Origin of the sequence: Sulfitobacter sp. SH24, assembly GCF_965641895.1 — a bacterium.
Classification (GTDB): domain Bacteria; phylum Pseudomonadota; class Alphaproteobacteria; order Rhodobacterales; family Rhodobacteraceae; genus Sulfitobacter; species Sulfitobacter dubius.
This window is the reverse complement of the sequence record NZ_CBFFKK010000002.1, coordinates 235,709-262,049: the sequence shown is the minus strand read 5'-3', so window position 1 is coordinate 262,049 and position 26,341 is coordinate 235,709. Positions and strand designations below refer to the sequence as shown.

At 61.1% G+C, this 26,341-nt stretch carries 25 protein-coding genes; 7 read left to right on the top strand and 18 right to left on the bottom strand.

What is annotated here, in order from left to right; genetic code table 11:
* Together ACSQ16_RS02240 and ACSQ16_RS02235 are read right to left on the bottom strand one after the other, a co-directional pair.
* Positions 1 to 2,385 (bottom strand): transketolase-like TK C-terminal-containing protein, encoded by a 2,385-nt coding sequence (locus ACSQ16_RS02240; RefSeq protein ID WP_243263617.1) that lies wholly within the window; start codon positions 2,383 to 2,385, stop codon positions 1 to 3.
* Positions 2,386 to 2,454: 69 nt separating this feature from the next.
* Entirely contained in the window at positions 2,455 to 3,657 is a 1,203-nt protein-coding gene (locus ACSQ16_RS02235; protein WP_243263616.1) for a methionine gamma-lyase, read from the bottom strand.
* A 95-nt stretch (positions 3,658 to 3,752) separates the two neighbouring features.
* On the opposite strand from ACSQ16_RS02235, the gene ACSQ16_RS02230 reads away from it, so the two are divergent.
* From ACSQ16_RS02230 to ACSQ16_RS02220, 3 genes are all read left to right on the top strand, one after another.
* Positions 3,753 to 4,232 carry an Lrp/AsnC family transcriptional regulator gene (locus ACSQ16_RS02230; RefSeq protein WP_243263615.1) on the top strand — a complete coding sequence of 160 codons (480 nt, stop codon included), beginning with the start codon at positions 3,753 to 3,755 and terminating at the stop codon, positions 4,230 to 4,232.
* A gap of 80 nt (positions 4,233 to 4,312) precedes the next feature.
* Complete coding sequence (locus tag ACSQ16_RS02225) at positions 4,313 to 5,395, top strand: serine hydrolase domain-containing protein (RefSeq protein ID WP_243263614.1); 1,083 nt, start codon at positions 4,313 to 4,315, stop codon at positions 5,393 to 5,395.
* Between the two features lie 19 nt (positions 5,396 to 5,414).
* Positions 5,415 to 6,566: an aminotransferase gene (locus tag ACSQ16_RS02220; protein ID WP_093928725.1), complete on the top strand. Its 1,152-nt coding sequence runs from the start codon at positions 5,415 to 5,417 to the stop codon at positions 6,564 to 6,566.
* Here ACSQ16_RS02220 and argE read toward each other — a convergent pair.
* Both argE and ACSQ16_RS02210 read right to left on the bottom strand, forming a co-directional pair.
* The gene (gene argE / locus ACSQ16_RS02215; protein WP_243263613.1) at positions 6,540 to 7,691 is read right to left on the bottom strand and encodes an acetylornithine deacetylase; all 1,152 of its coding nucleotides are present in this window, start codon (positions 7,689 to 7,691) and stop codon (positions 6,540 to 6,542) included. The genes ACSQ16_RS02220 and argE overlap by 27 nt on opposite strands.
* Positions 7,688 to 8,308 carry a helix-turn-helix transcriptional regulator gene (locus tag ACSQ16_RS02210; RefSeq protein ID WP_243263612.1) on the bottom strand — a complete coding sequence of 207 codons (621 nt, stop codon included), beginning with the start codon at positions 8,306 to 8,308 and terminating at the stop codon, positions 7,688 to 7,690. The genes argE and ACSQ16_RS02210 overlap by 4 nt, the downstream gene beginning before the upstream one ends.
* 100 nt (positions 8,309 to 8,408) lie before the next feature.
* On the opposite strand from ACSQ16_RS02210, the gene ACSQ16_RS02205 reads away from it, so the two are divergent.
* Both ACSQ16_RS02205 and ACSQ16_RS02200 read left to right on the top strand, forming a co-directional pair.
* Positions 8,409 to 9,368: an ornithine cyclodeaminase family protein gene (locus tag ACSQ16_RS02205; protein WP_243263611.1), complete on the top strand. Its 960-nt coding sequence runs from the start codon at positions 8,409 to 8,411 to the stop codon at positions 9,366 to 9,368.
* Between the two features lie 16 nt (positions 9,369 to 9,384).
* Positions 9,385 to 10,347, top strand: a complete 963-nt coding sequence (locus ACSQ16_RS02200; RefSeq protein WP_243263610.1) for a pyridoxal-phosphate dependent enzyme — start codon at positions 9,385 to 9,387, stop codon at positions 10,345 to 10,347.
* Positions 10,348 to 10,392: 45 nt separating this feature from the next.
* Here the strand turns inward: ACSQ16_RS02200 and ACSQ16_RS02195 are convergent, their stop codons facing one another.
* A complete protein-coding gene (locus ACSQ16_RS02195; protein ID WP_243263609.1) occupies positions 10,393 to 11,733 on the bottom strand; it encodes a DUF2793 domain-containing protein in 1,341 nt (446 codons plus the stop codon).
* A gap of 244 nt (positions 11,734 to 11,977) precedes the next feature.
* Here ACSQ16_RS02195 and ACSQ16_RS02190 point away from each other — a divergent pair, with 244 nt between their 5' ends.
* On the top strand, positions 11,978 to 13,153 hold the full coding sequence (locus tag ACSQ16_RS02190) for a nucleotide sugar dehydrogenase (protein ID WP_093928839.1): 1,176 nt from the start codon (positions 11,978 to 11,980) through the stop codon (positions 13,151 to 13,153).
* 92 nt (positions 13,154 to 13,245) lie between these two features.
* Here ACSQ16_RS02190 and ureG read toward each other — a convergent pair whose 3' ends face one another.
* The 10 genes from ureG to ACSQ16_RS02140 form a co-directional block, all read right to left on the bottom strand.
* Positions 13,246 to 13,890 carry an urease accessory protein UreG gene (gene ureG / locus ACSQ16_RS02185; RefSeq protein ID WP_243263608.1) on the bottom strand — a complete coding sequence of 215 codons (645 nt, stop codon included), beginning with the start codon at positions 13,888 to 13,890 and terminating at the stop codon, positions 13,246 to 13,248.
* Positions 13,887 to 14,552 carry an urease accessory protein UreF gene (locus tag ACSQ16_RS02180; protein WP_243263607.1) on the bottom strand — a complete coding sequence of 222 codons (666 nt, stop codon included), beginning with the start codon at positions 14,550 to 14,552 and terminating at the stop codon, positions 13,887 to 13,889. Before ACSQ16_RS02180 ends, ureG begins: the two co-directional genes overlap by 4 nt.
* Positions 14,527 to 15,021, bottom strand: coding sequence for an urease accessory protein UreE (gene ureE, locus ACSQ16_RS02175; RefSeq protein ID WP_093928717.1), 495 nt, complete (start codon positions 15,019 to 15,021; stop codon positions 14,527 to 14,529). Before ureE ends, ACSQ16_RS02180 begins: the two co-directional genes overlap by 26 nt.
* 9 nt (positions 15,022 to 15,030) lie before the next feature.
* Positions 15,031 to 16,767: an urease subunit alpha gene (gene ureC / locus ACSQ16_RS02170; RefSeq protein WP_243263606.1), complete on the bottom strand. Its 1,737-nt coding sequence runs from the start codon at positions 16,765 to 16,767 to the stop codon at positions 15,031 to 15,033.
* Positions 16,767 to 17,072, bottom strand: coding sequence for an urease subunit beta (locus ACSQ16_RS02165; RefSeq protein WP_243263605.1), 306 nt, complete (start codon positions 17,070 to 17,072; stop codon positions 16,767 to 16,769). Before ACSQ16_RS02165 ends, ureC begins: the two co-directional genes overlap by 1 nt.
* A complete protein-coding gene (locus tag ACSQ16_RS02160; protein WP_243263604.1) occupies positions 17,069 to 17,266 on the bottom strand; it encodes a hypothetical protein in 198 nt (65 codons plus the stop codon). The genes ACSQ16_RS02165 and ACSQ16_RS02160 overlap by 4 nt, the downstream gene beginning before the upstream one ends.
* Before the next feature lie 9 nt (positions 17,267 to 17,275).
* Entirely contained in the window at positions 17,276 to 17,578 is a 303-nt protein-coding gene (locus ACSQ16_RS02155) for an urease subunit gamma (RefSeq protein WP_093928713.1), read from the bottom strand.
* 1 nt (position 17,579) lies between these two features.
* Positions 17,580 to 18,350, bottom strand: coding sequence for an urease accessory protein UreD (locus ACSQ16_RS02150; RefSeq protein WP_243263761.1), 771 nt, complete (start codon positions 18,348 to 18,350; stop codon positions 17,580 to 17,582).
* Between the two features lie 291 nt (positions 18,351 to 18,641).
* Complete coding sequence (locus tag ACSQ16_RS02145; protein ID WP_243263603.1) at positions 18,642 to 19,622, bottom strand: zinc-binding dehydrogenase; 981 nt, start codon at positions 19,620 to 19,622, stop codon at positions 18,642 to 18,644.
* Positions 19,623 to 19,633: 11 nt separating this feature from the next.
* Positions 19,634 to 20,245 (bottom strand): TetR/AcrR family transcriptional regulator, encoded by a 612-nt coding sequence (locus ACSQ16_RS02140; RefSeq protein ID WP_243263602.1) that lies wholly within the window; start codon positions 20,243 to 20,245, stop codon positions 19,634 to 19,636.
* A gap of 168 nt (positions 20,246 to 20,413) precedes the next feature.
* Here ACSQ16_RS02140 and ACSQ16_RS02135 point away from each other — a divergent pair, with 168 nt between their 5' ends.
* Positions 20,414 to 21,160 (top strand): SDR family oxidoreductase, encoded by a 747-nt coding sequence (locus ACSQ16_RS02135; RefSeq protein ID WP_243263600.1) that lies wholly within the window; start codon positions 20,414 to 20,416, stop codon positions 21,158 to 21,160.
* 4 nt (positions 21,161 to 21,164) lie between these two features.
* Here ACSQ16_RS02135 and ACSQ16_RS02130 read toward each other — a convergent pair whose 3' ends face one another.
* Genes ACSQ16_RS02130 through ACSQ16_RS02120 form a run of 3 tightly spaced genes read right to left on the bottom strand, consistent with a single transcriptional unit; the run spans position 21,165 to position 26,238 of the window.
* Positions 21,165 to 22,613: an FAD-binding oxidoreductase gene (locus ACSQ16_RS02130; protein ID WP_243263599.1), complete on the bottom strand. Its 1,449-nt coding sequence runs from the start codon at positions 22,611 to 22,613 to the stop codon at positions 21,165 to 21,167.
* Between the two features lie 12 nt (positions 22,614 to 22,625).
* Entirely contained in the window at positions 22,626 to 24,332 is a 1,707-nt protein-coding gene (locus ACSQ16_RS02125; protein WP_243263597.1) for a thiamine pyrophosphate-binding protein, read from the bottom strand.
* Positions 24,333 to 24,363: 31 nt separating this feature from the next.
* A complete protein-coding gene (locus ACSQ16_RS02120) occupies positions 24,364 to 26,238 on the bottom strand; it encodes a TRAP transporter permease (RefSeq protein WP_243263596.1) in 1,875 nt (624 codons plus the stop codon).
* Positions 26,239 to 26,341: the final 103 nt, after the last annotated feature.

The window sequence follows — 26,341 nt, the reverse complement described above, 5'->3', positions numbered from 1 at the left end:
TCACCCTGCCACCCGGTGCAGCATTTGGCGGCCCGGAGTCAGCCCCTGCACTTTCTCAACAATCGACCGCGCGTCGATGCCGAAGTGTTGGTAGAGGTCCGCGATGGTCCCGGTCTGTCCGAAATGCTCGACCCCAAGCGGTACCGTCTGATGTCCGACGACCGAGCCGAGCCACGACAGCGTTGCCGGGTGGCCATCAATCACCGTCACCATTTTGCAATCGCGCGGCAGATCGGCCAGCAGGCTCTCAATGTGGCTTTCCGCTTCTGCATTGCCCCGCGCCCGGGCGCGCTGCGCCGCCGTCCATCCGGCGTTGAGACGATCCGCGGAGGTGACTGCCAGCACGCCCACATCGCGCCGACCTTCGGCGATCATCCCCGCCGCCTTGATCGCTTCGGGCGCTACGGCTCCCTGATAGGCGATCACCACGTCGCAGTTCGGCCCCGGCTTGCGCAGCCAATAGGCCCCGTCGATGGCACCTTGGCGGAAGTCTTCGTCGACACGTTTGCCGGGCTGTTCGATGGGGTTCGTCGTCAGCCGCAGATAGACCGAGCCGCCGGTCTCGTCGCGCAGCCAAGTGCGCTCGTCCGGGTCGCCCTCGCCATCACGCTGCAGGTAATCGAAGGCCCATTGCATGATCACGGCCAACTCGTCGGCGAAAGCGGGCTCAAAGCTCGCCAGCCCGTCTTGGCTCATGCCGATGAGCGGCGTGCCGATGGACTGATGCGCTCCGCCCTCGGGCGCCAGTGTCACACCCGACGGCGTACCGACGATCATAAAACGCGCGTCTTGATAGCAGGCATAGTTCAGCGCGTCCAAACCACGGGCGACGAAGGGGTCGTAAACCGTGCCGATGGGAATGACCCGCTTGCCAAAAAGCGAATGCGACAGACCCGCAGCACCCAGCAGGAGGAAGAGGTTCATCTCGGCGATGCCCAACTCGATATGCTGGCCCGTGGGCGTAAATTCCCACTTCGCGGTCGAGGGGATCTTTTCGTTGATAAAGGTATCGGCCTGTTCCTTGCGGGCGAAGAGCTTGCGCCGGTTCACCCAAGGCCCGAGGTTCGTCGTGCCGGTCACATCCGGCGACATGGTGACAATCCGCTCGGCCAGATCGCTGTCGCCCTTGGAGAGATCGTCGAGGATCTTGCCGAAGGCCATCTGGGTGGAGATCTCGCGGTCGCTGGAGAGTTCAATCTGCGGCACCGTCAGGGTTGCGTCTTCGTAACGGCGGCGGCCCTTTGCGAAGAAAGGCACGCGGTCGAGTGCGGCCTGCAAGGCGTCAGGGTCCGCGACGGTGGCGAACTTCTCCCACTCTTCGCCCTCGGCCACACCCATGTGCTTTTGCCACTCGGCCATCTGGCTTTTGTTCATCAGCCCGCCGTGGTTGTCCTTATGCCCCGCAATCGGCGTGCCCCAACCTTTAATCGTATAGGCAAGGAAACAGACCGGGCGGTCGTGATCGATGGCGGCAAAGGTCTCGGCCATGGTCTGCACGCAGTTGCCGCCGAGGTTCTCCATCAGATCGGCCAGTTCGTCATCACTGCGCGCCTCGATCAACGCGGTCACATCGCCCTGATCGCCAAGCGCGTCCATCAGCCGCTGCCGCCAGACCGCACCGCCCATGAAGGTCAGTGCCGAGTAGAGTTGATTGGGGCAGTTGTCGATCCAGTCGCGCAGCTTGTCGCCGCCCGGCTCCTCAAACGCCGCGCGTTGCAGGGCACCGTATTTCACCTTCACCACGTCCCATCCGAAAGCGTCGAAAATCTGCTCGATGCGTTTGAACAGCCCTTCGCGCACCACCCCGTCGAGCGATTGGCGGTTATAGTCGATGATCCACCATGTGTTGCGCAGGTCGTTCTTCCAACCTTCTTGCAGGGCTTCGTAGATGTTGCCTTCGTCCAGTTCGGCATCGCCGACCAGCGCCACCATCCGGCCGAGGGTCACGTCCTCCCCCCACGCCTTGGCGGTGATGTAGTCCTGCACCAGCGAGGCAAAGGAGGTCACGGCGACCCCAAGCCCCACGGACCCGGTAGAGAAATCCACATCGTCGATATCCTTGGTCCGGCTGGGGTAGCTCTGCACGCCATGAAATCCGCGGAAGTTCTCCATCTTCTCACGGGTCTGGTTGCCCATCAGATACTGCATCGCGTGGAAGATCGGCGAGGCATGGGGCTTTACCGCCACGCGGTCTTCGGGCCGCAGCGCGCTGAAATAGAGCGCCGTCATGATCGACACCATGGAGGCGGAGGACGCCTGATGCCCGCCCACCTTGATCCCATCCACCTTGGGCCGGATGTGGTTGGCGTTGTGGATCATCCAGTGCGACAGCCACAGCAAACGCTGTTCGATGGTCTTGAGATGGTTAGGGGCGAGAGCGGTCATGGCGGGTCTTTCAGATAGGTGACATCGCGGGCACGTCAGTTTGTGGCGCAGCCGGTGAGCGGGCCCGGATCAGGCTGCCTGCATGTTATGCGCCCCAAGCGCGGCGTAAAGGTCATCAATGATGTCATCGGCACTTTCAAGCCCGACGGACAGGCGCACGAGGCCCTCCGCGATGCCATGTTCGGCGCGTTCCTCTTGCGAATAGGTCGAATGGGTCATGCTTGCCGGGTGCTGGATCAGGCTTTCCGCATCGCCAAGACTTACGGCGCGCTGAATGAGGTTCAGCCGGTTCATAAAGGCGATGCCGCCCGGTTTGCCGCCCTTCACCTCAAAGGGGATCATGCCACCGAAGTTGCTCATCTGGCGCCGCGCAAGATCGGCCTGCGGGAAGCTTGGCAACCCCGGATAGGCGACATGCAGCACCGCCGGATGCGCTTCCAGCGCTTCGGCCACTTTGCGGGCGGTGGCGCAATGGCGCTCCATCCGCAGCTCCAGCGTCTTGATCCCGCGCAGCAGTAGCATGGCGGTCAACGGCGACATTACGGCACCTGTCATGTCTTTGAGGCCTACGAGCCGCACCTGCGTCATATCCTCTTTGCTGCCGACAACGAGACCCGCAATCACATCACCATGTCCAGAGAGAAACTTCGTCGCCGAATGGACGACGATATCCGCGCCATGCTCGATGGGGCGGGTGAGGACCGGCGTGGCATAGGTGTTGTCGACCACCACCTTGGCCCCGGCGCGATGCGCGATGGCCGAGATGGCAGAAATGTCGACCAGTCGGTTGTTCGGGTTCGCGGGGGTCTCGAAATAGACGATCTTGGTTTGCGCGCTGATCGCCGCTTCGAGGTTCGCAGGCTCGGTCATATCAACCAATGTCACCTTCACCCCAAAGCGCGGCAACCCGTGGGTCATGAATGCAAAGGTGCAGCCGTAGAGGGTCTTGTCGATGATGATCTCATCCCCCGCCTCAAGGAAAGACCACAGCGTCGAGGTGATCGCCCCCATGCCAGATGCCGTGGCGAGACCGGCTTCGGCCCCTTCAAGGTTGGCGATGCGCTTTTCCAGATGGTCGAGCGTGGGGTTTGAGATGCGGGTGTAGAAATGCCCCTCGCGCTCGCCCGCGAACATGTCGCCGCCAGCCTCAGCCGTCTCGAAGGTGAAAGTCGAGCTCATGTAGATCGGCGGGTTCAGCGCACCCTGCTCGCTTTGGGCGTCATAGCCGTGGTGAATGGCGCGTGTAGCAAAGGATTTCTGCGAATTGGTCATGGAGTGCCCCTCAAAGTTGTTAGGGGCATTATCGGATGGTCGCTTTGGCATTAGGTTGCTATTATATCCCCTGTAAGCAGGAGATTTGGCATATTATGCCCCAGATACCCCAATTGGACGGCACCGACCGCAAAATCATCCGCGTCCTTCAACGTAATGGGCGGATGACCAATCTCGACCTCGCGCAGGAGGTAAACCTATCGCCTTCGCCCTGTTTGCGCCGCCTGCGGGCCTTAGAGAAGAGCGGTGCGATCCGGGGCTATAGTGTGGAGGTCGATGCCAAGGCCTACGGCCTGCCGGTCACGGTCATGGTGCGGGTGACACTGGATGGCCATGACGAGGGCACGGTGAAACGCTTCGAAAGCCAGATCCGCGCAATCCCCGAAGTGCTGGAATGTTTCGTGATGAGCGGGCTGTCGGATTATCTGCTGCGCGTGGTGGTGGGCGATCTTGAAGACTACGAACGCTTCGTGCGCACGCGGTTGCATCCCATTGGCGGGATCGGATCGATCGACACCAGCTTCGTTTATGGCGTGGTCAAGCGCTCTCAGGTCTATCCCGACATAACCGGGTAAACCCCTGCAAAGGGTTGGATTTGCGGTTTACAAACGGTGCCCCCTTGGAAAGAGTTCGCCCGACCCCCGAGGAGAGCCAAATGACCTTCGCCGCCACCTCCGCCTTGCAGGCCGCCGTAGATCACGCCCTCGCGCATGAAACCGCTTGGCCGCGCGAGATGTACTACCCCGATGGCGCCTATGTCGGCAACCGCGAGTGGGATGAAAGCGGCCCGTGGACCGAGATCGTCGGCCCAGTCGCCCCGCGCGGTGGCCCGGCGGGTGTGGTCCTGCACCGGGGACAGCGCGTGGCGGATTGGGGCGACACGACGCGCATGGACATGACCTTTTCCATCGCCAAGAGTTACCTCTCGGTACTGGCGGGGCTGGCGGTGAAGGACGGGTTGATTGCGGACCTCGACGCCCCCGTGGGCGACAGCGTGCCGGGGCCGTATTTTTCGGGCGATCACAACGGGCGCATCACGTGGCGGCATATGTTGCAGATGAACAGCGAATGGCGCGGTGAGATTTTTGGCAAAGACGATCAGGTGGATCACTATCGCCAGATTGGCGTTGGCGCGGACAACAGCCGCAAGGGGCAGTTGCGCGAGGTCAGCGCGCCGGGGAGCCATTACGAATACAACGATGTGCGGGTGAACGCGCTGGCCTATGCGCTGCTGTGCCGATTTGGTCGCCCCTTGCCAGAAGTGCTGCGCGAACGGATCATGGACCCGATTGGAGCTTCCGCCGATTGGCGGTGGGAAGGCTATTCGACCTCTTGGGTCGAGGTCGACGGCACGCGCGTTCAGTCGGTCACCGGCGGCGGACACTGGGGCGGTGGGCTTTTCATCGGGGCCGAGGATCATGCGAAATTCGGTCAGTTCATCTGTCAGAATGGCCAGTGGGACGGCGTGCAAATCTTGCCTGAAGACTGGATGCGGCAGTCGCTGACGCCCACGCCGACCCTCGACAAATACGGTTTCCTGTGGTGGCTGAACCGGGGGCAGGACGCCAACTCGGCATTGCCTGAGACCGCCTTTAGCGCACAGGGTGCGGGCGGCCATATGATCTGGATCGCACCGGAGCAGGAGATCGTGGCCGTCATGCGCTGGCTCGCCCCGCCGCAGGCGCCCAAGTTTCTGGAACTGCTGATGGCGGCGTTAAACGGCTCGGCCCGCGGCTGATAATCAAGAGGATTGCACCATGGATATCAAAACCTTCGGCGTTGAAATGTGGATGAATGAATTCGAGAACCACTGCCGCTATAACCTTGCCGAAACCTGCGTGGATTCGATCACTCTAGGCGATTTGATCGACATGGCTGGGGTCGACAACAGCGTCTTAGGCGAACTGCGCGAGATGCGGATGGGATACGGCGCGATTGAGGGGTCCGACCGGCTGCGCGACGCGGTGGCGGGGCTTTACGAGGGTCAGTCCCGTGACAATGTGCTGACGACCCACGGCACCATTGGCGCGAATTCACTGGTACATCAGACGCTTGTTAGCCGTGGTGACCACGTCATCGCCATCGTGCCGACCTATCAGCAGCATTACTCCATCCCAGAAAGCATCGGCGCCGATGTTGAGCTGCTGCACCTGCGCGAAGAGAACGGCTTTCTGCCCGATCTCAACGCATTGCGCGCCATGATGCGCCCCGATACGCGGATGATCGCAACAAATAACCCCAACAACCCCACCGGCGCTTTGATGGACCGCGAGATGCTGACCCAAATCGCGGAGATTGCGCGCGGCAGCGATGCTTGGGTGCTCTGCGATGAGGTCTACCGCGGGACCGATCAGGCGGGCGACGGCTATACCGCGTCGATCTGCGATCTCTACGACAAGGGCATCAGCACGGCGGGCATGTCCAAAGCCTATTCACTTGCCGGGCTGCGCGTCGGTTGGGTCGCAGGCCCGCGCGATTTGCTAGAACGGATTATGATCCACCGCGACTATAACACCATTTCTGTCGGTCGGATTGATGAGTATTTCTCGGCCCTCGCGCTGGAGAACCGTGGGAAAATCCTTGAGCGTGCTCATCGCATCACCCGTGAGAACCTCGCGATCCTGTCTGACTGGGTTGAGGGCGAGCCGCTGATTTCTTGGGTGAGGCCGAAGTCCGGCACCACGGCGCTGGTAAAGTATGACCTGCCGCTCCCCTCGCGCGATTTCTGCACCCGGTTGCTGGAGGAGGAGGGGGTGCTTTTCACCCCCGGCAGCGCGATGGACATGGAGGGCTGGTTGCGCATCGGCTATGCCAATCCCACGGCGGATCTACGCGCTGGATTGGAACGCGTCTCGGCCTTCCTTGCGCGGCAGGGCGTCAACTCAGCGGAGACTGTCGATCAGCTTTGACAGGAAATCGGCTCCGCGGCGAAGCTCATCGGCGGTGATATATTCATCCGCTTGATGGGCCTGTGTGATGCTGCCCGGTCCGCAGACCACAGTAGCATAGCCCGCGCCCTGAAAATGCCCGGCCTCGGTCTGATAGGCGACGAGTGTGTCGGAGTTGTCGCCGGTCAGCCGCCGTACCAGTTCCTCGGCTGCGTTGCCGGGTTCGGGGGCCAGTGCCGGGGCGATGTCGATATCGCTCAGCGTTACGCTGGCCTCAGGGTGGCGGGCCTGCATCGCAGCTTCGACCTTGGCAGCCTCGGCCCGGTAGGCAGCGACCCAATCGTCGGCGGTCTGGGGCGGCACATAGCGGATGTCGCTCTCAAAGACGCACACGTCGGGCACGGTATTCAGGGCCGTTCCGCCGTGAAGAGTGCCTACCTGAAGCGTCGTAAAAGCGGGGTCGAAACCACTCGGCCTCGCCCTTGCGGCCTCTTGTTCCATTTGCCGTTGATGCCAGTCGATTAGCGGCAGCGCATGGGCGATGGCCGAAACCCCGCGCCCGGGGTTAGAGCTATGCGCCGCCAGCCCGCGCAGAGTGGTTTTAATCCCGATCCCACCCTTATGGCCGGTCACCACTTTCATCTGCGTCGGCTCGCCAACGATCACGCTTTCGGCACGCGGGTAATGCTGTGCCAGCGCGTCTATCAAGGGCAGGGTGCCAAGGCAGCCGGGTTCCTCATCATAGGAAAACGCCAATTGAATAGGGCGGACCAATGGCTGCGCCAGCATTTGCGGCACGGCAGCCAGAACCAACGCTAAAAACCCTTTCATGTCACAGGTACCGCGTCCGTAATAACGCCCATCCTCTAGCGTAAGTGTCCAAGGATCGTGCTGCCAAGATTGCCCGTCGGTCGGCACAACATCGGTATGGCCTGACAGAATGACCGCGCCTTCGACCTGCGGTCCGATATGTGCGATCAGCCCTTCTTTCTCACCCGTCTCGTCGGGAAAGACATGATGCTCGACGCCCAGCTCAGTCAGGTAATCCGACATGAAAGCAACCAGCGCGCGGTTAGAGCGATGCGAAGCAGTGGGGAAGCCGACCAGTTTTTCCAGCAGGTTGAGTGCCTTTGATATATCGCTCATTCTGCATCCCCCTCATTGCGGGCCTTTAGGTCGTTATAGATCGTCGCGCGGCTTACCCCGACCATGCGTGCCACATAGGCGGCGGCATGGCGTTCGGCCAACGCACCAGAGGCGGACAGCTCACCAATCAACACGCGGCGGTCATCGCGCCCGAGTGCATCAATCCTCAGTCCTCGGTCACGGCACCATGCGCTGGCATAGCTGTTGAGCCTGTCGTGCCAATCATTGCGCAGCAACGCCTGTGGCTCAACGTTCTCCAAAGGCGCGGGGCCAAGCGCTTCTGCCACTCGGCGCAATGCCAGCAGATCGGCCTGATCGTGATTGATGCAAATCACATAGGCCGCCGTACCATCCGCCCGTCGTTGCAGGATGCTGATCGACCGTAAGGTGGATCCGTCCCAGTTCACCTTTTCATAGGGGCCGATCACCGGGGCTTCGCCAAGGTCAATCTCATGCATGTTCGACGGATCGCCAATGCTGCGCTGTGACATCGGATTTGCGATATGGGCGATACGCTCGGCCGTCAGATCATGGACCACAACCTCCACCCGCGCGCCGAAGAGGCAGGCGATGGCATCTGCCGTGGCACAGGCATTGTCAAAGGTCGGCTCGGGCATCGGCGGGGCGTTCCATTGATTGACAGGAAATTGTAAATTAGATAATTCGATCCAGAAATCGGGTCAACCGATATTGCCAGTGATCCAAGGGGAGCCGTGTGTGATCGACCTGAACAAAAGTCAAATCCAGGGGCATTTCGATCTGACGGCGGCGGCACAGGCTATCGAAAACGCCTATATCGCCTCTGCCGAGGGCCGGGTGCAGGCGCCTCCAGTGACCTATCTGGGCTTTGACACGGCCAATGGGGATTGCCATGTAAAAACGGGCTATGTTCTTGGCACCGAAGGGTTTGTCATCAAGGTTGCCACCGGCTTTTACGACAATCCCGCTAAGGGGCTGCCCAGTTCAAACGGCCTTAACCTGATGTTCTCGGCCACCACTGGCGCCCCGCTGGCGATCCTGCGGGATGAAGGCTGGCTGACCGATATGCGCACCGGGCTGGGCGGGGCGCTGGCCAGCCGCGCGCTCGGCGTTGACGCGTTTGAGCGGGTGCTGATCGTTGGTACCGGGCTGCAGTGCCGCTTCCAAGCGCGCTGTCTGAAGGCGCTGCTGCCCGAGCGGAAGCTGACCTTCACCATCTGGGGGCGCGATGCGGCCAAGGCAGAGGCGGCCGCAGGAGAGCTCGGAGCCGAGGGCCTTAACGCCACCGTCGCCCCCGACCTCGAAACCGCCTGCCGGGCGGCACAGGTTATCATCACCACCACACCTGCGAAGACCCCGCTCATCGCACGCAACTGGATCGCCCCAGGCACCCAAATCACCGCCGTCGGTGCGGACAGCCCCGGCAAGCAAGAACTGGCGACGGACCTTGTAACTTCGGCTGACCTGTTGGTTTGTGACTTGGCTGCGCAGTCTCTGCATCATGGTGAATTCGCCACGGCGGAGGCTGAAGCCGGGATTGCTGAGGATGTTGTCGCCCTAGGATCAGTCCTATCTGGCGCGCATCCGGGCCGGGCCGATGAGGCGCAGATCACCATCGCTGACCTCACGGGCCTTGCGGTTCAGGATGCCGCGATTTCGCTCGCTGTGCTTCACGCCGCTCACCCTGATCTCACTTAATCTGATGGAAACTGCCATGTCCCCTGTCTCTGACCTGATCTCCCAATCCGCCGCGCGTTCCTGCGCGGTTCACCGCAAGATCGCAGGCGCAATTTACCGCACGCCGGTCATCGCGTCGCGCCTGCCGATGGCAGAGGGGACGCGGCTTTTCTACAAAACTGAGAACTTCCAGCACACCGGATCCTTCAAACTGCGCGGGGCCAGTGCCAAGCTGACCACCGTGCCGCTCGACCGTCCGGTCATCACCGCGTCGTCGGGCAACCACGGCATCGCCTGCTCGCTTGCCGCGCAGACAACGGGGCATGAGTTGATCGTCGTGCTGCCTGAAACCGTCGTCGCCAAGAAACGCAAAACCATCGAAGGTTTCGGCACCAAGGTTGTGATCCATGGCGCCGATGCTTCGTTGTCGGAACTGCACGCACAGCAGTTGGCTGAGGCCGAGGGATATACCTATATCTCGCCCTATAACGACGCCGAGGTGATCGCAGGCCAAGGCACCGCCGCGCTGGAACTGTTCGATCAGGTTGAGGGGGTAGACAACGTCTTCATCTCAATGGGCGGCGGCGGTCTGATTTCGGGCATGGGGTCGGTGATCAAGGAATTCTCACCTCAGACCCGCGTCATCGGTGTCAGCGCTACAAACAGTTGCGCCTTGGCCGCCTCGATCAAAGCGGGCAAGATTGTCGAGACCGAGCATCTTGATACATTGGCTGACGGCGTGGCGGGCGGGGTCGACGCAGACTCGCTTACCCTGCCGATGGCCAGCGAGGTGATTGACGAGATCGTGCACTGCGACGAAGAGCAAATCGCCGCCGCGCTGAAGCTGTTGGCGTGGGAAGAAAATATGCTCGTTGAAGGTGCAGCCGCTTTGGCGCTGGCGGCCTACTTGGGTGACTCGCAGAAATACGCGGGCCAAACCTCTGTCGTGCTGCTTTGCGGTGGTAACTATGAGGTCGAGCAATTGCGCGGGATAATCTAAATGCCTTCCGGCCCGCTGTGCTAATGGCGGGCCGGGGTAAGGGGATCATCGCGTTGGCGTGTCAAACCGAAGGTCAACCCAACGGCCTTTGGGGATGTCACAGGGCTGACCTGCGGCCCAGCCGTCTTGCCAAATCACCTTGCTGGTCTCGACATGCAGCGCGCCCAGTTTCGCGTCATAGTCACAATCGACATAGACCAAGCGATTGCCATTCGCGTCCTGCGGTACTTCAACCTGCCAGCCTTTTGAGGCGAGAGGCGGAACACCTGTCAGGGCATATTGCCCAACCGCCAGCCGCTCGAACGTTGCGTTCAAAGGCACCGCGGGCTCTTCGGAGGTATCACTGAACAGCCGCAGGATCGGACTCGCTTCTTTGATGAAACCATTGGCATCGACAGTCGTGTTGGCCCCCGACCACAGACCCTGCCAAGCCCCCCAAACACCATTCGCCCGCACCCGAAAGGCCAGCCCGGGCGTGTCGATCCCGATCGCGATTTGCCACAGGTAAGCGTTCTGCCCGCCCAAGGTGCTATTGCCGCAATGCAGGCCAAAGACCCCGTCTAAAGTGGGAAAGGGATTATCGCCCAGAGGTGCCTGCACATGGCCGCCGCCATAGCCCGAATAATTGCCGGAAAGCTGGTGCGCATCGAGGTCGGTCACAAGTGGCCCGGCATCCGCCCCAATGCCGAAATCACCTACCCGGATCAAGCGGCCCACTGTCGCGTCGTCCACAGTTTGGGTCAGCGCCATGCCCGACGCCATGCCCGTAGTTGCGTCAAAGGCAAGCGCGGTGGACCAAACACTGCCATCCGCGCTGACCTTAATGGAAAAATCATCTGCCCCCGCCGTGCCCATTTCGGCCCGGCCCGACCAATCCGTTTGGAACAACAAGCTCACCGTATCGCCTGTGCTGGCTTTGTTCAGCTTTAGTTGATGCCCCGCCCCCTCGTGATTGAGCAATGTCGCGTTAGAAGAGACCGCCAAGCGATTGGCGCTGTCGTAGCTTGTGTTGACCCCCACACCGGGCAGGGCCGTCAGATCGGGCAAGGCAACATCCGACCAACCTCCCACATTGCGGCGGCGCAACGTGCCTGTGGATTTGTCCAGTGCCTGCCAGCCTTCTTGCGGTTCTATGAATTGCCAGTTCCCCTCCGTCCAAGCGGCCAGTTCACCAGCATGGCCCGCCCAAGCGTCGGTGGGCACGCCGCCAAGCGCATGAATCTCCCCCGCCTGCGGCAGGGCCGGCGGTGTGTTGGCATCAAAGCTCTCCACCGCAAGCTGCACCAAAAGGTCAAGCCGGTGCAGCGCCTCATTGTGGGTTACATGTTTCTGCGCCTGTGCTGGCATCAAATAGGGAAGGGACAAGCGTTCAGAAGCGTCGGGCATCGGGGTTCTCCGCGTTGTGGGTTGCAATGAATTTGCGAAGGAAGCCTTGCCAGCCTCACAACAGAGCGTACGCAAGCAGGGCAACAACGCGGCCTGTGGCGTCGCGCAGTGCGGTAAGACGGTAGCGTTTCAGTCGTCTCAAAACTGGGTTAAAGAGCGCTAACGCCTTGCCAGCCTGCGCCTTTTCAAAAGTGAGGACGCAGTTTAACATCACAGCCACGGCTCACAGGAAAGGCCCATGTATATGACTATGACCAAGATCGCCGTGGTCGGTATCGGCTATGTGGGGCTGTCAAACGCCGTACTTCTAGCGCAGCATAATGACGTGACGGCTGTCGACTTGAACCCCGACCGGGTGGCGCAGGTGAACGCCCGGCGTGCGCCTATCGTCGACCCTGAGATTGAGCGGTATCTGGCGGAAAAGCCGCTTAATCTGCATGCTACAACGCAGGCGGCCGACGCGTTTCGAGACGCCGAGTTTGTGCTCATCGCTACGCCGACAAACTATGATCCGCGCACTAACGTTTTTGACACCTCCAGCGTGGAGGCGGTTGTGCGGGACGTATTGGCCGTTACAAAGACGGCCACAATTGTCATTAAATCCACGATCCCCGTCGGCTATACGGCAGGTTTGGCGGCCTCCTTTGAAACGGATCAACTGATCTTTAGCCCTGAGTTTCTGCGCGAAGGTCGGGCGCTTTACGACAATTTGCACCCCTCACGCATTGTCGTGGGCGAAGACAGCCCTAGGGCCCGGCGATTTGCGCAGCTACTGGCAGAAGGGGCGATTGACGACGAAATTCCGATGCTCTTTACCGGTCCGTCAGAGGCCGAAGCGGTGAAACTCTTCGCCAATACCTTCCTCGCCATGCGGGTTGCATATTTCAACGAGATGGACAGCTACGCACTAACCAATGGGCTCGACACACGGCAAATCATTGATGGTGTCTGCCTCGATCCGCGCATTGGAGAACATTATAACAACCCCTCGTTTGGCTATGGCGGCTATTGTTTGCCAAAGGATTCCAAGCAGTTGCTCGCCAACTATTCTGATGTCCCACAAAATTTGATTAACGCGATTGTAGAGGCCAACCGCACCCGCAAGGATTTCATCTCGGAGCAAATCCTGGCCCTCGCGCCGCAGCGGGTGGGTATTTACCGACTGGTGATGAAGGCTGGCTCCGACAATTTTCGTCAAAGTTCTGTCCAGGGCATTATGAAGCGGCTTAAGGCCAAGGGGATCGAAGTGATCGTATACGAGCCCGTGTTGCAGGAGGATAGTTTCTTCGGTTCTGAGGTGATGCAGGATCTCGACCGCTTCAAGGCGCGTGCAGATGTGATCGTTGCAAATCGCAATCATCCCGACCTCGCCGATGTTCCTGAGAAGGTCTTCACCCGCGATCTGTTCGGTGCAGATTAAAGTGAGCCACCAATCACCTAAGTGAAAATGCGCGACGAGGTTAATCGACAGTAAATCTGGTTGGACCCTCCCCAAGGGCCCGGAAACCAGACCTAATCAGTCGCCGAAGGCGTCTTCGGTGCGAGGTCCAATCCGCCAATCCGTGCCAGATGCCCCAGCAATTCGTCGATACCCTCGCCTGACTTCAGCGCGCAAAAGACCGTTGGCAGACTTGGACGCATGCGTGCGCTGTCATGCTTCATAACGTCAAGGGACGCGCCCACATGCGGTGCGAGGTCAGTCTTGTTGATGACTAGGATGTCAGATTTTGTAATGGCCGGTCCGCCCTTGCGGGGGATTTCTTCGCCCGCTGCGACATCAATGACATAGAGGGTCACATCGGCAAGCTCAGGGCTGAAAGTGGCCGAGAGATTATCGCCTCCACTTTCGATCAAGACCACTTCGACATCCGGGTGGCGCGCGACCATCTCTGCAACGGCGGCAAGGTTAATCGAAGCATCTTCTCGGATCGCCGTATGCGGACAGCCGCCGGTCTCGACCCCGATGATCCGGTCTTGGGGCAACACCTGCATCCGCATCAGCGCTTCGGCGTCTTCTTGGGTGTATATATCATTGGTGATGACGCCCACCGAAAGCCTGTCTCGTAGGGCGCGACACAACGCGGCTGTCAGTGTGGTTTTACCCGCGCCCACAGGGCCGCCGATGCCAACGCGCAGAGGGCCATTGTTGCGTTTCATGTGCGGAAAATCCTTGAATACTGGGTTTCGTGTTTCATGGCGGCGATGTCACTTTGAAAGGCGGTGGAAGAGAGATCGTCGAGCGTGCTTCGATGCGCCTTGTTGGCGAGTTCAAGACAAGACGGAGCAATGTTGCGAATGACGATCTGGCCCTCGGTCTGCCCCAAGGGGATAAGCCGCATGCCCGCGGTGGCGAGATTGGCCGCAAATGCGTGCAGGAACATCTCAAGCGTCTGGCGCAGTGGAAGCTGCTGCAGACGGGCGGCCCGGCCAACGGCCACCGGGTAGCAAAGCGGGGGGATCTCGATCTGCCAGATTGCAGCGCTCGCACGGGCGAAAGCCTCGCCTTGCAACACGGTCTCTTTCAGCCGTTCCGCCGAGGATGCAAAAGCACGGGCCTGCGCATCAATTTGGGTCGGGTCTTCGGCGTGATAGGCGGCGTTCAGATAGATCGCATCAGCCAGTCCTGTGCCGTACTGCAACACGGTCTTCAGCCACTCCGTAAGGCTACTTTGGTCATCCACCGCCCCATTCTGCACGGCCCATTCCAGCCCGTGACTATAGGCGAAAGCCCCCACAGGATAAGAGGGGGAAAGCATCTGCACCAACGTCAGAAGCTGTTCAGCCTGTAGGGCTTCAGGCATCTGCGTGGTCGTGATCATGGGAGGCGTGATGAGAGTGGCTATGGTCATGCCCATGGGTGCGCCCATGGCCATAGGCGCCGCCTTCCGGGCGGAAGGGGGCGGTGATCTCGCGTGTTGCTGCGCCAATTTGAGCCAGCATCTTGGCAATCACATGATCGCGTTGGATGACCAGACGATCGGCTTCGATCTGGCAGGGGGTGTGGCGGTTGCCAATATGCCACGCAATGCGCGGCAGGTCGGGGCCAGTCACTTCAAGTAGGTCTTCGTCGGCGGCCACAACGTGAACCATCTGCCCATCAGCCAAGACAAATGCATCACCATGATCAAGCGAGGTCGTCTGCGCCAGATCGACGAGAAACGGCAGCCCCCCCCTACTCGTCAGAACCTTCCGGCGCAGAAACCGTCCGTCATACGTAAGTGCTACGCTGTCAGCGGCATCAGACCAATCGCCGTTGCGGCGGATGTCTTGGCAAAGGATTGGGGTCATCTGGGTCTTTCAGAACAGGAAGTAACGTTGTGCCATCGGCAGAATAGAGGCGGGCTCGCAGGTCAGCAATTCGCCGTCGGCGCGGACTTCATAAGTTTCGGGGTTCACTTCTACCTTGGGGAGCGCATCGTTCAGTTTCAGGTCGCGCTTGCCGATGTCGCGGGTGTTGCGCACGGCGATGGTTTGCTTCGCAAGGCCAAGCTGTTTGCCGGTGCCCGCAGCCTCTGCAGCTTCGCTGACGAAAACCACGGCAGAATTTTCTACAGCGCGGCCATACGCGCCAAACATGGGCCGCGAATATACCGGCTGTGGCGTGGGGATGGACGCGTTCGGATCGCCCATCTGCGCACAGACAATACTGCCGCCCAATAGAACCATTTCAGGCTTCACCCCGAAAAAGGCGGGGTTCCACAGCACCAGATCGGCGCGCTTGCCCTCTTCGATGCTGCCGATATGGGTTGAGATGCCATGCGCGATGGCCGGGTTGATCGTGTATTTCGCGATGTAGCGGCGGACGCGGAAGTTGTCGTTCTCGCCCGTCTCCTCGGCCAGCCGCCCGCGCTGCTTTTTCATCTTGTCGGCGGTCTGCCATGTGCGGATCAAGACTTCTCCGACCCGGCCCATGGCCTGACTGTCGCTGGCGATGATGGAAAACGCGCCCATGTCGTGCAGGATATCTTCGGCGGCGATGGTCTCGCGCCGGATCCGGCTTTCGGCAAAAGCGACATCTTCGGGGATGGATTTATCAAGGTGGTGGCACACCATGAGCATGTCGAGATGCTCTTCCAGCGTGTTCACGGTAAAGGGCCGCGTGGGGTTGGTTGAGGAGGGCAGTACATGCTCTTCGCCGCAGATCTTGATGATATCCGGCGCATGGCCGCCGCCTGCGCCTTCGGTGTGGAAAGCGTGGATCGTGCGGCCTTTCATGGCTGCGACTGTGTGTTCGACAAAGCCGCTTTCGTTCAGCGTATCGGTGTGGATCATCACCTGCACATCCATCGCATCGGCCACGCTGAGGCAACAGTCGATGGTGGCAGGGGTTGTGCCCCAATCTTCGTGCAGCTTTAGCGCGCAGGCGCCTGCATTGATCTGTTCCTCAAGGGCAGCAGGCTGGGAAGCGTTGCCTTTGCCTGCAAAGGCGAGGTTCATCGGAAATGCGTCGGCAGATTGCATCATGCGCCCGATATGCCAGCCGCCGGGTGTGCAGGTGGTGGCCAGCGTTCCATGCGCAGGGCCGGTGCCGCCGCCGAGCATGGTGGTCAGCCCTGAATGCAGCGCGTCTTCGATCTGTTGCGGGCAGATGAAATGGATGTGGCTGTCAAACCCACCTGCGGTCAGAATGCGCCCCTCGCCCGCGATCACTTCGGTTCCCGGCCCGATGATGATGTTCACACCCGGTTGCGTGTCGGGGTTGCCTGCCTTGCCGATCTTGGCGATACGCCCGTCTTTCAGCCCCACATCGGCTTTGTAGATGCCGGTATGGTCGACGATCAGCGCATTGGTGATGACCGTATCAACGGCCCCGCCTGCGCGGGTCACCTGCGATTGGCCCATGCCGTCGCGGATCACCTTGCCTCCGCCGAACTTGACCTCTTCGCCATAGGCGGGAGCGTTTTGGCCGCTGCGTTCGGTGGTCAGGTCGCGCTCAACTTCGATGATGAGGTCCGTGTCGGCCAGCCGCACCCGGTCGCCCACCGTGGGGCCGAACATGGCAGCATAGTCACTGCGTTTGATCTGTGCAGGCATCAGAGGTCTCCCATCACCGCGCTGTTGAAGCCAAAGATACGCCGATCACCGCTGAACGGGATAAGCGACACCTTGCGGCGCTGGCCGGGCTCAAAACGCACGGCGGTGCCTGCGGCGATATCAAGCCTCAAGCCCCGTGCGGCGGCGCGGTTGAAATCAAGCGCGGGGTTGCTCTCGGCGAAATGGTAGTGGCTGCCAACTTGCACCGGGCGGTCGCCGGTGCTCGCGACCATCAGGGTAATCGCCTCGCGGTCAGCGTTAAGGGTCAGCATACCCGCCGCAGGAAAAACCTCGCCCGGTATCATGCTTTGGCCGTTTTCAAGCGTCGAGAGAGGGCAATTAAACCCGACAAAACAAAGGCCAGGCCGGCGACGGCATACACGATCGGCGATGTTTCCGCCTCGGCCCCGTGGCTGTGCGGCAGGGGGGCAGAATGGGCAAAGGCCGCCATAGCGCAGGACATCAACGGGAGGGCGAGAAGGGGGGCGAAACGGGGCATGATATGTCCTTATCTAATGGGGTTGTGAACGGTGACGAGCTTGGTCCCGTCGGGGAATGTCGCCTCAACCTGCACTTCCGGGATCATCTCAGACACCCCTTCCATACAGTCTTCGCGGGTGATCACATGGGCGCCGGCCTGCATCATATCGGCCACGCTGCGCCCATCGCGCGCGCCTTCGACCACTGCGTCGGTGATTAAGGCGATTGCTTCGGGGTGGTTCAGCTTGACCCCCCGCGCTAGGCGCTTGCGCGCCACTTCGGCGGCCATTGAGATCAGCAATTTGTCTTTTTCTCTCGGGGTCAGTTGCACGTCAGGTCATCCATGATCTGGGAAGGGTGTCACCGCTAAGGTCGCGCAGGATGGGCACGAGCGATTGGCGGAGGTCGAAGCTGTCGTGGGCAAGGATGCGCGCGACCAGCAAGTCAGGGCCGATCAGGCTGGCCCCGGCGCTGTCGGGCAGCGCGGCACGCAGCCGTGCCAGCCGCGCTTCGGCATCGGGGGCGACATAGATCAACGTGGCCAAAGCACCTGCGCCCGCCGCGATATGCGCTGCGGCAAGATGCTTGGTCACGTCGCCATGCAAGGTCATCGCATCAAGGAATAGTGGCTGGCCCGCGCGGGTGATCTCAATCCGGTCCCGGAAATTGGCGTCGTGCAGGGCTTCGCCCATGGCGGCGCGGCCAAAGACCAGCGGTTCGACCAGCAGCAGAGAGGCATCATGGGCAAGGTCGACACAGAGGCTTCGCCGCAGCGCGCAGCCGTCGTAAAGAATTGTCTCTTGAGGCAGCCAATGCAGTGTTCCACCGGGTTCTACAGTGACACTATTGCGGACGCTGGCCACCTGACCCGGCTGCGCGCGATAGGCGCGTTCGGCCGCTTGGGTCGTGAGGCTGAGCATTGCATTCTTTTCGGCGTTTGCATTGAGGGCAAAGACATCGCCCCCCGTGATCCCGCCTGCGGAATTGATGACGATTGCTTGCAACGCCTCTCCGTCAGGGCGTGGAAAGAGCAGTTTCATCGCGCCGGATTGACGGAGATCGCTAAGCGTAGATCGGCCCCGCGAGGCTTTGGCCGAAACCATCGCCGCGCCAATGGCGCGCGGTTGCACGGGTGCAGCGCATGGCGTGTTTATGGTGGCTTCAACGAGGATAGGAGTGGCTCCGCCCGCAGGAATTCTGGTCAATTTTTAATCAACACAGAGACGGGAGAGAGTCACCGTTTGGGCAGTTTCTGAGCGCCTGACCGGCGAATTTGCCTAATTAAACGGCAAAATATTCCTGAGGCGAACTATTTTTAAGCACTTCGAAATTTAAAGCCGAACGAGGGGCGGCGGCCCCAATCCGCAGGGCCGCCGCCAAGAGTCAGATGCAAATTATGGGCGCAACATAACCTTGCCACCCCGGCCCGTGGTTAGCGCTGCATTCATTGCTTCGGTTACCTCTGCCAGCGGGTAGATGCCGCCAGTGTCGAGGGGCAGCTGACCCTTGGCCGCAAGTTGCACCAACTCACCGATCAGCCGACCCCGTGTCTCAGGTGCCATTTCGCTGCTGACACGCGAGCCCCAAAAGCCTTTGACGGCGATATGCTTCATAATCAATTCGCCCGAGGATAAGGTGAGCGGCTGGCCCGTGGCTGTGCCGAAGACGATCAACTCGCCATCCTTACCCAGAAGCTCGACCAATTGACCGCCCAACTCGCCGCCGACCGAGTCGATGGCCGAAACCGCGCCTTCTTTGCCGATCAGTTCACGCGCTTTGCTCTGCCAATCCGCATCCTCGGTAGAGAGAACGTGTTCCGCGCCAGTGTCGCGCATCTCTTCGGCGGCCCCTTCGCGGCGCACGAGGTTCAGCAGGTTGATACCGCGCGCTTTGGCCAGACCAACCATAATCTTGCCCACCGCGCCATTAGCAGCGGTCTGGATCAGCCATTCGCCTTCGCCGACTTTCAGGGTCTCCAACAGGGACAGGGCGCTGAAGGGCATAGCGATCAACTGCGCACCGGCCTCGTCCGAGATCGCCTCGGGCAGGGGCAGCAGGCCCGCGGCGGGGGCGGTGAAATACTCGGCCCATGCGCCGTGGAATCCAGCCGCGGTGACGCGCTTGCCGATCAGCGCTTCGTCAACGCCTTCGCCCACGGCCTCGACGATACCAAGCGCTTCAGAGCCGCCGATGGCGCCGGGCAGTTCGGGCTTGTAGCCATAGTTGCCGCGCACGGTCCAAAGGTCGTGGTTGTGGATGGGCGACAGCACCATGCGGACCAGCGCTTCGCCAGGGGCGGGCGCGGGCTTGTCGGTTTCGCGGGTGGTCAGAACCTCGGCGGGTTCGCCGAATGTGTCGTGGATGGCAGCGAACATGCTGTTTCCTTTCAGGTTGGGAATTGGCCCCCAGTGGGGGAGAGTTGGGCAGAGGTTTCAGCGCAGGCCATGCGCAGGGCCGCATCGCTGCGCGCCAGTTTGGCCAGCACTGCAGCGCCGAGCCATTTGGCGTAGAGCATGCGGGCGGTGTTTTCGGGGTCAGACAACGCCCGTACGGTCCCGTCCTGTGCGCCTTGGCGCAGCAATTGAGCAATCCGGGCGACCAGAGCATCGACACCCTGATCCAGCGTTTCGCGCATCGTCTCCGACAGGTCGGCGACCTCGGATCCGAGTTTCACCACCAAACAAGCGCTGGCGATCCCCGGGGCGCTGGATTGGCTGAGCCATGCATCCCAGAAACTGTCGAGCTTGTCGCCCGCCGTTCCCGGGGCCGCGATCAACGCATCGACGCGGGCGAGATAGGCCTCGACGTAATCGGCCAGCATCGCGGTGCCAAAAGCCTCTTTCGACGCGAAGTAATAGTAGAACGAGCCCTTGGGCACGCCGCTTTCGCTCAGAATGCGCGACAGGCCAACGCCAGAGAACCCGTGCCGCAGCACGAGGCTACGTCCGCTGTCCAAGATGCGTTGCCGCGTCTGATCTGATTTCTTTGCCTCTGTCATGGGTTGGCATCTACGCCGTAATAGACCGGTCGTCTAGTGCGCTCGCGTGAATGTGAGGCGCGGACCCCGTGATGACTGAAAGCGGTGAAAAAACCTATCCCTGTGCGATCTTATATATTAGATTCCACACAACGGTCTGCAGGGTGTCAAAAGGGATGGAATGAGAAGATGAACCAAAAGATTGCTTTGATCACAGGGGCCGGGAGCGGCGTCGGCCTCGCCTGCGCGCATCGGTTGGCGAAAGACGGTTTCACTCTCGTTCTCACCGGGCGGCAACAGGATAAGATCGACGCCGCCTGTGCTGCGCTTGACGGACAGGGGCATATCGCCGTGGCTGCGGATGTGGGAGTTGAAGCGGAAGTCGACGCGCTTTTCGAGCGGGTGGAGACGACCTTTGGGCGGCTGGACCTGCTGTTCAACAATGCCGGGCGCAATGGTCCGGCGGTTGAGGTAGACGCGCTCAGCATCGCGGAGTGGAACGACATCGTCGCGACCAATCTGACCGGGTCATTCCTCTGCGCCCGCGCGGCCTTCGCCTTGATGAAGCGCCAAAGCCCGAAAGGCGGGCGGATCATCAACAACGGCTCGATCAGCGCGCATGTGCCGCGCCCGCTCTCGGTGCCCTATACGGCGACGAAACACGCGATCACCGGGTTGACCCGTGCGCTGTCGCTCGACGGGCGGGCGCATGACATCGCTTGCGGGCAGATCGATATCGGCAATGCGGCGAGCGAGATGACCGAGCGGATGAAAGAAGGCATTCTGCAGCCCAACGGCAGCCATATGTCCGAGCCGCGCATGGACGTGAACGACGTGGCCGAAACGCTGTCTTACATGGCGAAGCTGTCGCTCGACTCCAACGCCATGTTCGTCACCGTGATGGCCACCAAGATGCCGTTTGTAGGGCGCGGCTAAGCGGTCAAAGCACCTTGCCCGGGTTCATCAAATAACCCGGGTCGAGGGCAGCTTTGATCTGTTCCATCAACTCCAGCGCGACCGGATCTTTATATCGGCGCAGCTCGGCACGTTTGAAGGTGCCGATCCCATGTTCTGCCGAGAATGATCCGCCCATTTCATGTACGATATCATGCACGATCCGGTTGAAGGCCCCGTATTCGGCAAGGAACGTCGCATCCGCCATATCCACCGGGCGCGACAGGTTGAAATGCAGGTTGCCGTCGCCGAAATGGCCAAAGGGGCAGGGCCGCAGCCCGGGCATGTGATCCATACAGGCTTGGGTCGCCTCGCGGATGAAATCCGCCACGCGGGACACGGGGACCGAAACGTCGTGTTTGATCGACGCGCCTTCAGGCTTTTGCGCCTCTGACAGGTTCTCCCGCAGCGCCCAAAGCGCGTCTTTTTGCGCCTCCGATGAACCGATCACGGCGTCGATGATCTCTTCTGCCTCGAAAGCCGCTTCCAATGCGGTTTCCAGCCGGGCATCAAGGTCGGTCTGCGCGCCATTGCCGGTGAGTTCGATCAGGCAATAGGCGGGATGCGGCTCGGCCATTGGATCGCTACAGCCGGGCGCGTGGTCGATCACCATTTGCAGCCCCAGCCGGTCGATATACTCGAATGTCGAAAGCGTATCAGCGGTTTGGCCGCGCATCCGCGCATAAAGCGCGAGTGCGGGGTCGGGGCCGGTGCAGGCCACCATCGCGGTGGCTCGGGCGGTGGGTTTGGGGAAAAGCTTGATCACTGCTGCCGTGATGATGCCAAGCGTGCCTTCGGCGCCGATAAAGAGGTGTTTGAGGTCAAAGCCAGTGTTGTTTTTCCGCAGGCCGTTCAGATCATTCAGCACCCGGCCATCGGGCAACACTGCTTCGATCCCGAGCACCAGATCGCGGATATTGCCATAGCGCAGCACCGCCGTGCCGCCCGCGTTGGTCGAAAGGTTGCCGCCGATCTGGCAGGACCCTTCGGAGGCGAGCGACAGCGGGAAGAGCGCGTCGACCTCATCCGCCGCCGCTTGGATATTAGCGAGGATACAGCCCGCCTCCACCGTCATGGTGGCGTTGGTCGGATCGACTCCCCGAATGCGGTTCAACCGGTCAGTCGTGAGAATGATCCCGCCGTCCGGCACGCCGCCCCCCGCCAGACCGGTGTTGCCGCCCTGCGGTGTGACCGGCACCTCAGCGGCATGGCACAGGCGCATGCAGGCGGCGACCTCCTCGGTGGAGCCGGGGCGGATGAGGGCCAGCGCCGTGCCGCGCCGGAGCCCGCGATCTTCGATCAGCCGCGCGTCGAAATCCTTGGCGTCGGTCACGACATGGGCGGCGCCGATGGCTTGGCACAGATCGTCGAGCAGGGCGCTATGGTTTTGCCCGTTGGTTTCGGGCGCGCGGCGCGGCGCGGTCAGAGTGGTCATCTGGGTCATCCTTTAGCGCTGGTCGGCGTCGACTTTTTTCTGGGCCGCCGCGCGCAGCTTGCTGATCGTGGTGCGGGTCGAGATATGCTCGGGGTCGGTCACCAGTTCGATCAGCGCCGGGCGGCCACTCTCACGGGCGCGGGTGAAGGCGGCGGCGAAATCCTCGGTCTTGGTGACACGTTCGGCATGGGCGCCGAGCCCCTCGGCCATTTTGACGAAGTCTTGGTTCTGGAGGGTTGTCCCTGAGATACGCTCGGGGTGGTCGCGTTCTTGGTGCATGCGGATCGTGCCATAAATGCCGTTGTTGAACAGCAGCACGATGGGCCGTCCGCCATATTGGGCGGCGGTGGCCAGTTCATTGCCGCTCATCATAAAGCCGCCATCACCGACAAAGGACAGCGTCAGCCGTTCGGGTTCTGCAATGGACGCCGCAACGGCGGCGGGCACGGAATAGCCCATCGCACCACAGGTGGAGCCGACGATCCGGCCCGGACGCCCAAAACGCAGGAAGCGCTGTGCCCAGCCGGTGTGGTTGCCCGCGTCGAGCGTGACCACCACATCGTCCGGCAGCTCATCGCGCAGCTGCGCAAGGGCCACCCCCATGTCGAGGTCCCATTCCCCGCCATTGGGCGCTTCGGTGTCCGTCAGATAATCGACGTGGAGTTTCTCGCACCATGCGCCCCATGCGTCTGCTCGGCCCAGATTGACACCGTCTAAGGCGGCAGCGACTGAAACGGGTGCTGCGGCAATGCCCAGATCTGGCGAATAGACCCGCCCAATCTCATCCGCGTCGGGATAAAGATGTACCAGCCGGGTGTCTGGATTGGGCGATTGCATGGTGGTGTAGGTCTTGGTCGTCATCTCTCCCAAACGTGCGCCGATCACCACGAGCAGATCCGCGTCGCGTTGATGCGCATAGAGGCTGGGCGCGGTAGAGGTGCCGAAATCGCCTGCATAGACGGGAGAGAGGTTGTTCACGATATCTTGTCGCCGGAAAGAGGTGGTGACGGGGATCTTGTTGGCCTCGGCAAAGCGCGTGATGGCCGCGGCACTCTCATCCGACCAGCCAGAGCCGCCGAGCAGCAACAGGGGCCGTTCGGCCTGCGCGATCTCGGTCTTGAGCATGTCGAGGCTATCGGGCGATAGTCCCGCATGGGTGGCCGTATAGGGCCGGGCATCGGCCACGGAAACCACCTCGGTCAGCATGTCCTCGGGCAGGGAGATCACCACCGGGCCGGGGCGGCCCGAGGTCGCTACGCGGAACGCGCGGGCCATATATTCCGGCACCCGCGCCGGGTCGTCGATCTGGGTGGCCCATTTGGCAATGGGGCCGAACATGGCGCGGTAGTCGACTTCTTGAAACGCCTCGCGGTCAGTCGTGTCGCGGGCGATCTGGCCCACGAGCAGGATCATCGGCGTGCTGTCTTGTTGCGCGATATGCACGCCGATCGCCGCGTGGCAGGCCCCGGGGCCACGGGTGACCATGCAGATGCCGGGCTTGCCCGTAAGCTTGCCATAGGTCTCGGCCATATTGGCGGCCCCGGCTTCGTGCCGCGCGTTGATGAGGGTGAAGCGGTCCTGCACGTCATGCAGCGCATCCAGCACCTCAAGGTAGCTTTCGCCGGGCACGCAATAGGCGGTGTCGGCACCGTGGATCAGCAGTTGATCCACAAGGACCTGTCCGCCGGTCCGCGCCTTGAGGGAAGTTTTTTGCAGCATGGAGAAGGCTCCGTTTCGTTCGATCTAAAATTTAAGTATTTGTGGCCGCTTGGTTTTTCGGGCTGGGGTTCCTGGCCTTTTGGAAGGCCAGGATAACGCCCGCGATGACCAACCCCGACGCGGTGAGCCGCAGATCGGGGTAGATCAGCAGCAGCGACGCCCCGAACAGCACCACCGACAGCACATTAGACAGTCTGCCAAAGTAGTAGCGCTGCAACGCGGCGGCCAGCAGGATGACCCCGATTGTGGCCTGCAAAAGGACCAGCGTGATCTGCGTGACCGAACCCTGCATTAGGATCGCCGGTTCATAGACGAACATGAAGGGCACGATAAAGCCGGTGGCACCGAGTTTCACCGCAGCCCAGCTCGCCTCGACGATCTTGGCATGCGACAGGGTGTTGGCCGCATAGACCGCCATGGCGACGGGGGGTGTGATGGCCGACAGGATGGCGAAGTAGAACACAAAGAGGTGCGCCGCTTCGACCTGAACGCCCAGTTTCACCAGCGCCGGCACCAGCAGGGCGACCTGCACGATATAGGCGGGTGTTGTTGGCATCCCCATACCAAGAATGATACCCGCAATCATCGACAGGAACAGCGCGATGACCAGCGTGTCTTGAGCCGCTTCGATCACAAAGTTCGAGAAAGTCAGGCCAAGGCCGGTGATGTCGATCACGCCGACCACGATGCCCGCACAGGCACAGGCCGCGGCAATCGCCAACACGTTGCGCGCGCCGCCCTCAAGCGCTTCGAGGATGTTGTCGACCGTGACGTAATGCCGTGTCGTCTTGCGCAGCGCCGCGACCGGCACGACCGAGATGATACCGCAAAGTGCTGCATAGGGTGCAGAGTAGCCCATCATCAGCACGCCCACGATAATCGCCAACGGCAAGAACAGGTGGCCGCGTTCAAGCAGCACGATCTTCAGCGGCACTTGATCCTCTTTCGGGACCGAGCCGATGCCCTTGCGCTTGGCCTCAAAGTGGACCGCAGCAAAAAGAGCCACATAGAACAGGATCGCGGGGGCCAGCGCATATTTCGCGACCGTCAGGTATCCCACGCCGAGATATTCCGCCATGACAAAGGCCGCAGCCCCCATCACGGGCGGCATGATCTGACCGCCCGTCGAGGCCACGGCCTCAACCGCGCCCGCGAAGGCGGGTTTGAACCCCATGCGTTTCATGAGCGGAATAGAGAAGGTGCCGGTCGTCATCACATTGGCCACGGCAGAGCCGGAAACGGAGCCGAAGAGGCCGGAGGTTACACAGGCCACCTTGGCCGGGCCGCCTACCTGGCGCCCCGTAAGTGCTACGGCGAAGTCCATGAAGAGTTGGCCGACGCCCATCCGTTCGACCAATGAGCCGAAGAGGATGAACAGCACCATATAAGTCGCCGAAACCGCGATCGGGATGCCGAAGATGCCTTCGGGCGTCATAAACAATTGCTCTAGGATCACCGAGGGCAGGGTCGAGGTGAAGGCCAGACCGTAGCCTAGAAACAGAAGCGCGGTGATCGGCAGCATTGGCCCAAGCATCCGCCTGGTTGCCTCAAGCAGCAGAACCACAAGGGTGATCCCCACCACGATGTCCATTGGCATCAGCGGATCGACATAGAGGAACCGCTGCGTGATGTAGTTAAGGTTGAACGAAGGATAGAGCGCAGCACCCGCCGCGATAAGCCCGATGACCACATCATACCAACTGGGCACATCATTTCGCAGACCCTTGCGGTTCACCGTCAAGAAAATCAGCAGAAGCGCCAGAGCGACGTGTACGCCGCGCATAATATAGGGGTTAGGCGGGCCAACGAAGGCGACGTAGAGATGCCAGGCAGCCATGCCGATCAGGATCAGCCTTGCTATACGGGTAATCAGGGGCATCTTGTCCAGAAGGATCGACAGTTGCATGGGGGTTCTCGCGTCTAGAGTGGAAGGCGGCCATCTTGCGTCAGCGCGCGGAACGCGTGGGGCGCAGGGACCTTATGTATGTGGGCCGGGCGAAGCTCTTGGC

What these genes read in the sequence shown, in the direction of transcription:
- ureC (WP_243263606.1), bottom strand. Translation starts at nt 16,767, where the DNA reads ATGCCTGCACAGATCAAACGCAGTGACTATGCTGCCATGTTCGGCCCC.
- ACSQ16_RS02125 (WP_243263597.1), bottom strand. Translation starts at nt 24,332, where the DNA reads ATGCTGCAAAAAACTTCCCTCAAGGCGCGGACCGGCGGACAGGTCCTT.
- ACSQ16_RS02190 (WP_093928839.1), top strand. Translation starts at nt 11,978, where the DNA reads ATGACTATGACCAAGATCGCCGTGGTCGGTATCGGCTATGTGGGGCTG.
- ACSQ16_RS02210 (WP_243263612.1), bottom strand. Translation starts at nt 8,308, where the DNA reads ATGCCCGAGCCGACCTTTGACAATGCCTGTGCCACGGCAGATGCCATC.
- ACSQ16_RS02200 (WP_243263610.1), top strand. Translation starts at nt 9,385, where the DNA reads ATGTCCCCTGTCTCTGACCTGATCTCCCAATCCGCCGCGCGTTCCTGC.
- ACSQ16_RS02140 (WP_243263602.1), bottom strand. Translation starts at nt 20,245, where the DNA reads ATGACAGAGGCAAAGAAATCAGATCAGACGCGGCAACGCATCTTGGAC.
- ACSQ16_RS02225 (WP_243263614.1), top strand. Translation starts at nt 4,313, where the DNA reads ATGACCTTCGCCGCCACCTCCGCCTTGCAGGCCGCCGTAGATCACGCC.
- ACSQ16_RS02130 (WP_243263599.1), bottom strand. Translation starts at nt 22,613, where the DNA reads ATGACCACTCTGACCGCGCCGCGCCGCGCGCCCGAAACCAACGGGCAA.
- ACSQ16_RS02165 (WP_243263605.1), bottom strand. Translation starts at nt 17,072, where the DNA reads ATGATACCGGGCGAGGTTTTTCCTGCGGCGGGTATGCTGACCCTTAAC.
- ureG (WP_243263608.1), bottom strand. Translation starts at nt 13,890, where the DNA reads ATGAAACGCAACAATGGCCCTCTGCGCGTTGGCATCGGCGGCCCTGTG.
- ACSQ16_RS02150 (WP_243263761.1), bottom strand. Translation starts at nt 18,350, where the DNA reads ATGGTTTCGGCCAAAGCCTCGCGGGGCCGATCTACGCTTAGCGATCTC.
- ACSQ16_RS02230 (WP_243263615.1), top strand. Translation starts at nt 3,753, where the DNA reads ATGCCCCAGATACCCCAATTGGACGGCACCGACCGCAAAATCATCCGC.
- ACSQ16_RS02235 (WP_243263616.1), bottom strand. Translation starts at nt 3,657, where the DNA reads ATGACCAATTCGCAGAAATCCTTTGCTACACGCGCCATTCACCACGGC.
- ACSQ16_RS02180 (WP_243263607.1), bottom strand. Translation starts at nt 14,552, where the DNA reads ATGATCACGACCACGCAGATGCCTGAAGCCCTACAGGCTGAACAGCTT.
- ACSQ16_RS02240 (WP_243263617.1), bottom strand. Translation starts at nt 2,385, where the DNA reads ATGACCGCTCTCGCCCCTAACCATCTCAAGACCATCGAACAGCGTTTG.
- argE (WP_243263613.1), bottom strand. Translation starts at nt 7,691, where the DNA reads ATGAGCGATATATCAAAGGCACTCAACCTGCTGGAAAAACTGGTCGGC.
- ACSQ16_RS02195 (WP_243263609.1), bottom strand. Translation starts at nt 11,733, where the DNA reads ATGCCCGACGCTTCTGAACGCTTGTCCCTTCCCTATTTGATGCCAGCA.
- ACSQ16_RS02220 (WP_093928725.1), top strand. Translation starts at nt 5,415, where the DNA reads ATGGATATCAAAACCTTCGGCGTTGAAATGTGGATGAATGAATTCGAG.
- ACSQ16_RS02120 (WP_243263596.1), bottom strand. Translation starts at nt 26,238, where the DNA reads ATGCAACTGTCGATCCTTCTGGACAAGATGCCCCTGATTACCCGTATA.
- ACSQ16_RS02160 (WP_243263604.1), bottom strand. Translation starts at nt 17,266, where the DNA reads ATGCCCCGTTTCGCCCCCCTTCTCGCCCTCCCGTTGATGTCCTGCGCT.
- ACSQ16_RS02145 (WP_243263603.1), bottom strand. Translation starts at nt 19,622, where the DNA reads ATGTTCGCTGCCATCCACGACACATTCGGCGAACCCGCCGAGGTTCTG.
- ACSQ16_RS02135 (WP_243263600.1), top strand. Translation starts at nt 20,414, where the DNA reads ATGAACCAAAAGATTGCTTTGATCACAGGGGCCGGGAGCGGCGTCGGC.
- ureE (WP_093928717.1), bottom strand. Translation starts at nt 15,021, where the DNA reads ATGACCCCAATCCTTTGCCAAGACATCCGCCGCAACGGCGATTGGTCT.